Annotated in this window: 11 protein-coding genes and 1 pseudogene; 3 read left to right on the top strand and 9 right to left on the bottom strand. The window is 56.0% G+C overall.

What is annotated here, in order from left to right; translation table 11 throughout:
- Positions 1–250 precede the first annotated feature (250 nt).
- Positions 251–1,192 (bottom strand): LysR family transcriptional regulator, encoded by a 942-nt coding sequence (locus MLD24_RS20195; protein WP_248168960.1) that lies wholly within the window; start codon positions 1,190–1,192, stop codon positions 251–253.
- Positions 1,193–1,304: 112 nt separating this feature from the next.
- Between MLD24_RS20195 and MLD24_RS20190 the strand changes: the two genes are divergently transcribed.
- The 3 genes from MLD24_RS20190 to MLD24_RS20180 are packed head-to-tail and all read left to right on the top strand — an operon-like array spanning position 1,305 to position 3,462.
- Complete coding sequence (locus MLD24_RS20190) at positions 1,305–1,748, top strand: DoxX family protein (RefSeq protein ID WP_248168958.1); 444 nt, start codon at positions 1,305–1,307, stop codon at positions 1,746–1,748.
- A gap of 39 nt (positions 1,749–1,787) precedes the next feature.
- Positions 1,788–2,747 (top strand): quinone oxidoreductase family protein, encoded by a 960-nt coding sequence (locus MLD24_RS20185; protein ID WP_248168956.1) that lies wholly within the window; start codon positions 1,788–1,790, stop codon positions 2,745–2,747.
- Between the two features lie 16 nt (positions 2,748–2,763).
- A complete protein-coding gene (locus MLD24_RS20180; RefSeq protein WP_248168954.1) occupies positions 2,764–3,462 on the top strand; it encodes a pirin family protein in 699 nt (232 codons plus the stop codon).
- A gap of 87 nt (positions 3,463–3,549) precedes the next feature.
- On the opposite strand, the gene MLD24_RS20175 is transcribed toward MLD24_RS20180, so the two are convergent.
- From MLD24_RS20175 to MLD24_RS20140, 8 genes and pseudogenes are all read right to left on the bottom strand, one after another.
- Positions 3,550–3,714 (bottom strand): hypothetical protein, encoded by a 165-nt coding sequence (locus MLD24_RS20175; protein WP_248168953.1) that lies wholly within the window; start codon positions 3,712–3,714, stop codon positions 3,550–3,552.
- Between the two features lie 355 nt (positions 3,715–4,069).
- Positions 4,070–5,078: pseudogene (locus MLD24_RS20170) on the bottom strand (MFS transporter); the annotation flags it as partial.
- Between the two features lie 286 nt (positions 5,079–5,364).
- Positions 5,365–5,829, bottom strand: a complete 465-nt coding sequence (locus tag MLD24_RS20165) for a DMT family transporter (RefSeq protein ID WP_248168951.1) — start codon at positions 5,827–5,829, stop codon at positions 5,365–5,367.
- A gap of 72 nt (positions 5,830–5,901) precedes the next feature.
- A complete protein-coding gene (locus tag MLD24_RS20160) occupies positions 5,902–6,501 on the bottom strand; it encodes a TetR/AcrR family transcriptional regulator (RefSeq protein WP_248168949.1) in 600 nt (199 codons plus the stop codon).
- Positions 6,502–6,578: 77 nt separating this feature from the next.
- Positions 6,579–7,385, bottom strand: coding sequence for a 2,5-didehydrogluconate reductase DkgB (gene dkgB / locus MLD24_RS20155; protein WP_248168947.1), 807 nt, complete (start codon positions 7,383–7,385; stop codon positions 6,579–6,581).
- A 3-nt stretch (positions 7,386–7,388) separates the two neighbouring features.
- Positions 7,389–8,378 (bottom strand): zinc-binding dehydrogenase, encoded by a 990-nt coding sequence (locus MLD24_RS20150; RefSeq protein WP_248168945.1) that lies wholly within the window; start codon positions 8,376–8,378, stop codon positions 7,389–7,391.
- A complete protein-coding gene (locus MLD24_RS20145; RefSeq protein ID WP_248168943.1) occupies positions 8,368–9,288 on the bottom strand; it encodes a TIGR03571 family LLM class oxidoreductase in 921 nt (306 codons plus the stop codon). The genes MLD24_RS20150 and MLD24_RS20145 overlap by 11 nt, the downstream gene beginning before the upstream one ends.
- A 55-nt stretch (positions 9,289–9,343) precedes the next feature.
- The gene (locus tag MLD24_RS20140) at positions 9,344–10,516 is read right to left on the bottom strand and encodes an MFS transporter (protein WP_248168962.1); all 1,173 of its coding nucleotides are present in this window, start codon (positions 10,514–10,516) and stop codon (positions 9,344–9,346) included.
- Between the last annotated feature and the right edge of the window lie 92 nt (positions 10,517–10,608).

Raw genomic sequence — 10,608 nt, 5'->3', positions numbered from 1 at the left:
TGATCAAGCGAACCCAGGAAGCGCCGTCAGGCGTTCATTAACCCGGGGTGTTGCACTTGGAGTTGGAGACCGCCCTGCCAACGGAGTCGCGATGCAGTATCTCGCCTTTGTCGGGTCGGGAGCAGCCTCCTGACCATGAAACCACCGATATCTCCGGCGAGCGGCTCGATCAATAGCTCGACCGCTCTGTATCCCTCAGGCTTCACGCAGTCCTGCTGAAAAGCCTCGTCCGGTTTGGTTGAGTGTGTGCTCATCGCTTCTCTCCTGCTTGTGTGGGATTTTCCGGCAGGATGCCCCGGTCGGCGTCAAACTGCATCTTATTAAGGTGGTCGACGAACCACTTGAGCCCCTTGCCGGTGTTGCTGCGTTGCCAGGCAACCGATATCTCTACGGGGGGGCGTGGCACATCCAGTGGGAGAAGTACTAGTTTTCCTTCAGCCAGCTCTTGTGTGATTCGGTGACGCGGCAGGAAGCCGACACCAAGCCCCTTGCACTGAGCTTCTATTTTACGCTCGATCGAGGGCACAATAATGCGACTACGGCCATCCAAGAGCCCTGAGGAACGAGTGGATAGATGTCGTGAGCTGTCCGCCACGACGACCGTGGGATAATCCTGAATCGCATTCGGTGACAAGGGTGCCGGCAGTTCCGTCAAAGGATGACCGGCTGCCACCGCAAACTCGAATACTACCTGCCCCAGTGACTGAACCCCGAACCCTTGAGCAGGCGGCGCGCCCTCCGCGCCGATCACCAGATCACAGCGCCCGTCATTCAGAGCATCCCAGCTCCCGCCAAGAACCTCCTCGCTGAGCCGTATTTCTGTCCTGGGCTGTATGCATTGAAAAGCCTCAATGAGCTCAAAGACCGGGTCGCAGCTCAGCACGCTGTCAACGCAGATCCGAAGTTCCGCTTCCCAGCCGTCAGCGGCCTGGCGAGCCAGCGCCGTCAACTCATCGGTAGCTTTCAGGATATGCCTGCCCTGCGTCAGGACCAAACGGCCGATCGGGGTTAGCTCTGCTTTACGTCGACTGCGGTCAAACAAGGCAACCCCAAGGTCCTCCTCCAGCTTGTTGATAGTGTAGGACACCGCTGATGGAACCCGGTACAGCTCCTCGGCAGCGGCCGCAAAGCTATGGCGGCGCTCTATGGCATCCAATGTTCGCAAGGCATCCAGGGTAATGGGCGAAATCATAGTTCAGTAATCCTGATCAGTCAGGTCAATTTGTTCCGCTATTTGTTCCAAAATACGTCAACTATAGTAGTTCCATCGATCAAGAGCACTGACAAAAACTGGAGGAACTACCATGAATAACACCTTTATCAATCGCGTACTGTCTACCGACAACAGCCTGGCCGGCCTTGCGCTGCGCATTCCCGCCGGCATCATTTTTGTCGCCCATGGGGCCCAGAAGCTGTTTGGTAGCTTTGGCGGCTACGGACTGGAAGGCACCGGGCAGTGGATGGCCTCCATTGGCCTGGAGCCTGGCTTCCTAATGGCGCTTGGAGCGGGCAGCGCAGAATTCTTTGGCGGCATTGCCTTACTGATTGGCCTGCTGACCCGGCCAGCAGCCGTCGTATTGGCGTTCACGATGATCGTCGCGATCCTGACCGTTCATATCTCAAATGGGTTGTTCATGAGTAACAACGGTTATGAGTTTGGCCTCTCTCTGCTGGCCATATCGGTCGCCCTGGCATTCAGCGGCGGCGGCAGCTTTTCGCTGGATCGCGCACTCAGTAGCGGCAAGTAAAGGTTTACTGAGCCACACCCAATTTTCGAGGTTGATGTGATGCAAGCTTTGCAATTTTCATCCACCGGCACACTGGATTCGTTGCAGTTACGCGACGTGCCCAGGCCGGTACCGGTAGCCGGGGAAGTTCTTGTTGAGGTTCGGGCAGCGGGCCTCAATCCCAGTGACGTAAAGAATGTCCTTGGGCGCTTTCCCTACACCACGGTGCCGCGTATTCCCGGTCGGGATTTTTCCGGGGTTGTCGTGGAGGGGCCGCAAGAACTGCTGGGTAAAGCGGTCTGGGGCGGCACTGGCAAGGGCTTTGGTTTTACCCGGGACGGCTGCCACGCGCAGTACGTGGCTGTCCCTGTCAATGCCATCGCGCTCAAGCCAGAGTCGCTCACCTTTGCCCAGGCGGCCACCATCGGCGTCCCGTTTATCACCGCATGGGATGCCCTGGAGCGAAGCAAGGTGGGAACTGGAACCCGTGTACTGATTCTCGGTGCCGGGGCTGTCGCCAGAGCTGCTCAGGCGCTGGCCCAGACCAGGGGAGCCAGTGTTGTAGTGGGAGCAAGGCGCGCAGAGGTTGTTCAGGAGCTGGGTAGCCAGGGTGTCACAGCCTTTGAGTTGCAGGGTGAAGACCGGCTCGCTGAGCAGGCGCGGGACAGATTCGAACAGAACTCGCCCGAGGTCATCTTCGACACCACAGGACACTGGCTCGGGGCGGCGATTAACGCCCTGGCGCCGTTCGGTCGGATTGCAGTCATTGCAGCACCGGCAGACGGGCTGGTCAGCACCCCGGTCCTTGACCTTTATCGCCGGGGCGGCTCCATCATAGGTGTCAACTCACTGCTGTACAGCCTGGAGGAGTGCGCGAGGATGCTGGAGCGCATAGCGGCTGCCTTCGAGGATGCCATTCCGCTCCCCGGCACGTTTATCGAGCTACCGCTTTCAAATGCTATTGCTGCCTATCAAAAGCTTGACCAGGTCGGCTCCGAAAAGGTGGTCCTGATCCCATGACACAGGAGTTTCTGAAATGATTGAGCTCAGACCTTTTAACGAACTGGGTGGTGCCAAACATGGCTGGCTTGATACCCGCCACCATTTCTCGTTCGCGGAATATTACGATCCCAGGCGTATGCACTGGGGGAATCTCCGAGTCTGGAATGACGACACCATCGCGCCACACTCGGGATTCCCACGCCACCCGCACCGCGACATGGAAATCATCACCTATGTTCGCAAGGGCGCCATTACCCACGAGGACACCCTCGGTAACCGCGGCCGCACCGAAGCCGGCGATGTGCAGGTGATGAGCGCCGGCACTGGCATTGCCCATAGCGAAATGAACCTGGAAAACGAAACCACCCAGATCTTCCAGATCTGGATCATCCCCACTGAAACCTGCTTGCCGCCGGCCTGGGGCACCCGGCCGTTCCCCAAAGGCAATCGCAGCGGCGCTTTTGTCACTCTGGCCAGCGGTTTTACCGAAGATACCGAAGCTCTGACCATCCGCACCAACGCCCGCCTCGCAGCGGCAACCCTTCAGGCCGGACACAGCGCCGAATACGCCATTGCGAAGGGACGCAAGGTGTACCTGGTGCCGGCGACGGGGAAAATCATGGTAAACGGCGTGGCGGCCTCGGCGGGCGACGGCGTCGCGATTTGTGACGAGGAGCGATTGCAGGTCACCGCTTCTGAGGACAGCGAAATTGTCCTGGTGGATGTGGCCTGAAAGCGACGGCGGTGGCCGAAACCATGCGTCTGAACTACGGTTGTCGGAGACGCTCCAATGGGATTATTGAGTGGCTGGATCGCCCGCCTAAAGGGCGATTCCGACAACGCAAACATACAGGAAGAGGAAGTGAAAATGGTTGCCAGCGTATTCGCCTCCACCGGCATAGGCGGCGGCCAGAAGCTGAGCGTTCATTGCATATTCCGGCGCATCGTGACCGGTCTCGGGTAGTTTTCCGGAATCATCGGTCACGTTCCTCCGGAATCCCTGCCAACTCACTGGCATTCTTCGACTTTATCCGGCATAACTTGGCAGTTGCCGGAACGCATGGATTGTGCCATATATCGCTCGGTTAGTTCCCGCCTCCCTGCGAACATTCTTTAAAAGAGGCTGAATCTCTCTGCAGGTAATTTTCGGTCGATCCGTCTGAACGTTCGCTTTGCGACCTTCGGGCCCAAAAGTCTCAAACATTCGGAAGCGTTGGTATTCTCTCACTCAGTCATTATCCAAGGGCAGTTCAAGGCCAACGGTCAATGGCTCTGAAGTCAACTTTGAAATAGTCATAACAGACCTCTCTGGGCCTCCCGTTCGGGAGGCCACTCACGCCTTATGCGGTTGCTGTTTGACGATTGTCCAGCGATGTTGAAATCCGCGTCAGCAGAAGCGCACTCAGGACGATAATGCCGCCGATCCAGGGCGTATTCATCAAACTCATGCCTTCGACTACGTGGCCGCCAAGCCAGGCGCCGCCTGCAATACCGATGTTGAAAGCTGCGATATTCAAGCCCGATGCAACATCGACGGAGTGCGGGGTATATCGCTCGGCCAGCTGCACCACATAGACCTGCAATCCAGGTACGTTGCCAAATGCAAAACCGCCCCAAACCAGTAACGTGATGACGGCTGCAATGGGGTTGTAGGCGCTAAATGTGAGCGCAAACAGGATCGCTGCGAGGCCGCCAAAGATAATGTACAGGGCTGAAGTCGGCCCAAGACGGTCTGCCAGCTTTCCTCCCCAGATGTTGCCGGTCGCTACGGAAACGCCATAAATCAGTAGCAAGATACTGACGACGCCAGAAGCAAACCCAGTCACATGCTCCAGAATGGGCGTGAGGTAGGTGAATGCGGTGAAGGTGCCGCCATAGCCGACTGCGGTCATTGCGTATACGAGCAACAGTCTGGGATGAGTAATGACCTCAATCTGTCGGCGCAGGGTAGCTGGGGCTGATTGTTTCAGGTTTTTGGGCACAAGGAAGGCAGCTGACGACTAAGGCGATTGCGCCAAGCACAGCCACAGTCAGGAACGTAGCGCGCCAGCCAAAGGTTTGCCCGATAAACGTGCCCAGAGGAACGCCTGTAACCAGTGCCACCGTCAGGCCGGTAAACATGATGGCTATTGCGCTGGCCTCTTTGTCTTTTGAAACAAGACTGGTCGCAATCGTTGAGCCAATTGAGAAGAACACACCGTGGGCGAGCCCCGTCAGGATTCTAGCGGTCATTAGCGAGGCGTAATTTGGGGCCATCCACGCAAGCACATTACCGATGATGAAAAGACTCATCAGGGATAGCAGAACCCACTTTCGATTCCAGCGTCCTGTTAGTGCAGTAAGGACAGGTAGACGACCAAAGAAAGTACTAAATTACTGCAGCATAATATCAGTGACTTACCCACCAAATTCCACGCAAAGTGCTAAACAAACTTAAAGTAAATTCTAGAATAGGGTGCTCGTTTAGGTTTCCACGCAAAGTACTAAATCTGGCGTCCACCAAAAATGAAAAGTAACGACCTCTAATCTGGTGAGACCTTGGAACGAAACAGGACCTGCCTAATCAAAGGCTGAGGAGGCAGTTAAATCCGAAGCAGCTTATTGTCACCGAGATAGGACACCCTTGGGAAAAGAATCAGTTAGTCCCCGGCGTGGTTTTGTTTAACACAAGGAAAACACCAAAAACCATGCAAACCAAGCCTGCAAGCCTTTGGCTATCAATACTGAATTTCTGGGCCCCCATCAGTCCAAAATGGTCAATTAGACTCATTGCGATCAGTTGGCCCAAGAGAACGAAGGCAATGGCATTGGAAATACCGAACCTGGGCGCTATCCAGGTAATCGTCAAAATGTAAAAGAGTACGAAGAAACCGCCAAAATAATAATAAATAGGGGTATCTGGCTGATAGACCCTTCCCGGCAAGCCTTCAGTCAAAAGCAAATAGGCGAGTGCGCAAACAAGGCCGACGAAAAAAAGAATGGTCGCGGCCAGCGTTGGACTTTGGAGTTTTGCTCCCAGTCCACCATTTAGCGTCGCCATGACCGGAATCCCGATGCCAGCGACCAGCATGACGATCGAATACAAAACGTAATTGTTCATAGTCCTGCGCTCGTTTTATGGAAGTAGGCAATTTGATCTTCAGGGGAGTGGTTTCTGCGAAGTAGAGGGCGATTAATGCTCATTTTTTATCTCTCCAGACACGAGTTTACCGGCTGCTTCCTTTGCCGACTCGAGGATGTCATTGGAGAGCTGTTCTGAGGATACGGCCCGCGAGAGCGCTATCGCGCCGACCACCAACGAGAAGAACGCAAGGACGTCATCACGTTTTTGGCCTTCGATATCAGCTTCAATGTCCCCACCAATTGCGCGGAGGGTTTTTAGCAACTCAGTTTCATAGGCTTGCTGGAAATCCGGGTCGCTACGTGCAGCCTCCGAACATAGTGCGGCGAGGGCGCATCCGTCTTCTGGATTATCTCTGTGTTTGGTGGTGAGATAGCGACTTGCCAAGCGAGAGAGATGCTTCGACCAGGAGCCGTCGCGCCATTTCCCCGTCCAGCGTTTTCGATTATGCAACAAGGCCTCTTCAAGGGCGGCTCTTGCTAACTCACCTTTGTTCCTGAAGTGGGAATAAAATGCGCCGTGGGTAAGCCCGGCATCGTCCATAACCGATGCCACACCTGCACCATTTAAACCTTCTCGACGAAGTCGTTTCGAGGCGGATTGAAGAATTCTGCGCCTGGATTCCTGTTTCTTTTCCAATCGAGTCTGCATGCCGGTGTCCCATGATGCCCATCATGTGAAATAGTATTTCGTATGATGGGCATCATGTCAAACTGACGGACTCGGGGTTAGTCCCAGGTAGGAGCAAAATCAGGTGCTGCGATCCTGTGATTAGCATCCAGTTGCTGAATGTCAGCGATGTCCTCTTCGGGAAGGCTGAGATTAAAGGCAGCCAGGTTGGACGCCAAATGGGCGCGCTTGGTGGAGGAGGGAATCACCACGATACCCCTTTGCTTTAGCCAAGCCAGGACAACTTGTGCAATTGTTGCGTTATGCTTTTCAGCAATTATGGCTAGGGTGTCGTCCTCTAGCACCTTGCCGACGGCCAATGGCATGAATCCGGTAACCACGATGTTATTGCGTTGGCAGAACTCAACCACTGCATTGTTTTGCAGGAAAGGGTGAACCTCTACCTGATTGGTTAAGATTTCACCTTCTCCGGCGATGTGGATGGCTCGTTCCATCTGATCAATGGTGAAGTTGGATATGCCAATGTTTCTGGCCAGGCCCAGCTCCCTGGATTCGAGCAGCTGGCTGATGTATTCCTCCATCGGCACTTCCTCATCGGGCGAGGGCCAGTGGATCAGTAACAGGTCAACGTAGTCTGTCTTCAACTTGGCCAGGCTCTCGCGCACACTGGGTATGAACGCATCCCGTGTAAGATTGGTGTACCAGACCTTGGTAGTTATAAACAGCTCGGAGCGATCCACTCCTGATGTTGCGAGCAGGTCGCCGATTTCACTTTCGTTTTCGTAGATCTGGGCGGTGTCGATGTGACGGTAACCCAGATCCAGTGCCTCGGTGACAGCAGACTTCAGATCGTCGCCTTTCAGGCGGAAGGTGCCAAGGCCGGGATTCGGAATAGCAGTTGTCATGGTTTACTCCTCGTTTGTGAAGTGACGGACGTCGATGACCGTCTTGAGTGGACGATCCTGAGTTGTTAGTTCCTCCAGCGCCTCAGGAAGCGCTGTCATGGGCTCGATGTGTGGTTCCGGAGCTCTCAGTTTTTCATGGGTCACCATGGTGAGAAGGTCCTCTCCGGCTTGCCGGAATTGAGCCCATTGCCGATCGCTGCCTGCCCGGAAAAGCCCGTTAAGGGCCACTTCATGGAGGGAGAGGGCCTTGTCGAAGGCTGGCAGCGGCGGTGTTTCCAGGCGGTCCTGTATGCAAACGATATGGCCATTGGCTTCAACCAGGCCGGCCATTGACGAGGCGTGCTGCGCATTCACGGTGTCAAACACAGCGAAAAATGCGCTTTCAGACTGTTCGGTATTCCAGCCGATCGTTGTTTCTGCGCCCAGCTGACGAAGCGTTTTGTGGTGCCGGGCCGAGGCCATGGCTGTCACCCGGTAATTCCGCTGCACGGCCAGTTGAACCAGGAAACGGCCTACCATGCCGCCGGCACCGGTAATGAGTACATCGGCCTCTGGCATGCGTGGGATTTTTTCAATTGCCTGCCAGGCGGTCATCAACGGGCAGGGTAGCGCGGCAGCTAGTGACAGCGGCAGTATATCCGGGACTCTCAGTAGCGTTTTTTGATTCACGGCCGTGTGGCTGGCAAAGCTGCCATTACGGTGCAGGTCCTGGTGATAAGCGATTCTCTGGCCGGGAACAACCCCTCTCACGTCCTTGCCCACCTCAACCACTGTACCGGCGCCATCAACGCCGGGTATGTGTCCGGTGGCCCAGGAAACGGGCCAATTTTGGATCACTTTCCAGTCAACAGGGTTAAGACCGATGTACTCGTTCCGGATGACGACGTCGTTTGGTCCCGGAGTTGGTATTGCGTCTGTACTCTTGCTTTGGAGGGCCCTGATGGGCGTGTTCTGTTCCTTCACGCCCCAGGCCATAAACCTTTCAGTTTTCATGATGAAATACTCCCAGAACATCTTGAGCAATGAGCCGCATTGACTCGTCGACCGGCGCCTGATTGCGCCGGAAATGAAGCCCTATGTGGTTTACGCCAGCACTCTGCATCTCTTCCAGCTCCCGTAACAGGCCATCCCGACCGGTTTGCAGCCCGAAGCGGTGACGCCGGCGCGGCGCGTAGGGTTCGTCGAGATAGTCCAGATGGATGAATGATACATAGGGCTTCTCACCGGCAACCTCTCGCCACAGCTTGACCCGGTGCACGTGCTCCTCCGGCGTTCCCGGGTACGCCAGCCAGCCGCTCATGTGTTGACCAATCCATCCCGGTGATTGCTGTGATAACCCGGCAGACAGCAGCGGCGGTGTCCGGGTTTCGGGCAAAATGGACTGGCCCGGCGACAGTCGGGAATCCTGTTTACCGGTCAGGATCTCCACGCTTTCCCGAAAGGCCTGTCCACGATTCTCGTAGTTCACGCCAAATAACGGGTACTCCGAGGGGCGATCTCCACTTGCCACACCAAGCATCAAGCGATCCTCACTCAGTGCCTGGACCGACGCCGCAGATTTGCGGACGATCCAGGGGCTGCGCAGAGGGAGCACAACAGCTGCCGTGCCAAGGAGAATGTTACGGGTAGTTCCAGACAGAAACCCCAAATACACCAGTGGATCGAACACCTGGGCGGCATCGCCAAACGAAGGGTCATAGAGGGGAACATCCCGAACCCACAAAGCCCTGAAACCCAGCTCATCAGCCAGCCTGGCCAGCGATTGGTGCTCGCTGAGATCCGGTACGCCAAACGGTCGCTTGTCGAGCATCCTTTGGCGTTGGCCTGCCTGAGTCCAGTCATTGTCCAGTGGCAGTTCAAGACCAAGGGTCAGGGGCCCCGAAGTCAATCTTGAAAGGTCCATATAAATCCTCTTGGGCCCCCTTGTGGGGGCCTTTCACATTTCATTCGATTGATTTTTAGGCGACGGCTGTCTGGCGGCTATCCAGCGAAGCCGAAAGTCGTGTCAGCAGCAGTGCCGCGAGGACGATAACCCCGCCAATCCACGGGGTGTTCATCAGACCCATATCGGCCACGACATGGCCGCCGAGCCAGGCGCCCACGGCAATACCGATGTTGAATGCGGCGATGTTGAGGCCGGAGGCCACATCCACTGAATGCGGGGTGTAGCGTTCAGCCAGCTGGACCACGTAAACCTGCAGCCCGGGGACATTGCCGAAGGCGAAGGCTCCCCAGATCAGCAGGGTGATGACTGCCGCAATCGGGTTGTAGGCTGTGAACGTCAGCACAAAAAGGATGGCTGCCAGACCGCCGAAAATGATGTACAGCGCAGAAGTTGGCCCCAGTCGGTCGGCTAGCTTGCCGCCCCAGATATTGCCAGTTGCCACAGAGACGCCGTACACGAGCAGCAGCAGGCTTACCATGCCGGACGCGAACCCGGTAACGTCCTCAAGAATGGGCGTCAGGTAGGTGAACGCCGTGAAGGTGCCGCCATAGCCGATGGCGGTCATTGCATACACCAGCAACAGCCGTGGATGGGTAATCACCTCAAGCTGCTGACGCAGAGTGGCCGGCTTGGATTGCTTCAGGTTCTTCGGCACCAGAAGTGCGCTTCCGATCAGGGCGATTGCGCCGAGGGCGGCAACAGTCAGGAAGGTGGCTCGCCAACCAAAGGTCTGGCCGATAAAGGTGCCCAGGGGAACACCGGTTACCAGGGCAACAGTGAGCCCGGTGAACATAATGGCAATAGCACTGGCTTCTTTTTCCTTCGGCACCAGGCTGGTAGCGATGGTTGAGCCGATCGAGAAGAACACACCGTGGGCAAGGCCGGTGAGAATGCGGGCGGTAATCAGCGACCCGTAATTCGGCGCCAGCCAGGCAAGGAGATTACCAACGATAAACAGACTCATCAGCGATAATAAGACCAGTTTTCGGTTCCAGCGACCGGTCAGTGCGGTCAGCACCGGGGCGCCGACGGCAACGCCGAGGGCGTAGAGGCTGACCAGTAGGCCAGCTGATGGCAGGGTGACGCCCAGATCCTGGGCAATGGTCGGGACCAGACCAACGATGACGAATTCGGTGGTCCCGATTGCGAAGGCGCTCAACGTGAGCGCGAAAAGTGCAATGGGCATAGCGGACTCCAGTTCATAGAGGAGGATTAATTGACGCTGGTAAGTCTGAGGCCGCATACTTTTGCGATAAACGGTCGTTTTCGAAAATAACT

It is taken from the genome of Marinobacter xestospongiae, from assembly GCF_023156385.1.
GTDB lineage: Bacteria > Pseudomonadota > Gammaproteobacteria > Pseudomonadales > Oleiphilaceae > Marinobacter > Marinobacter xestospongiae.
This window is presented reverse-complemented; position numbering and strand designations above follow the sequence as displayed.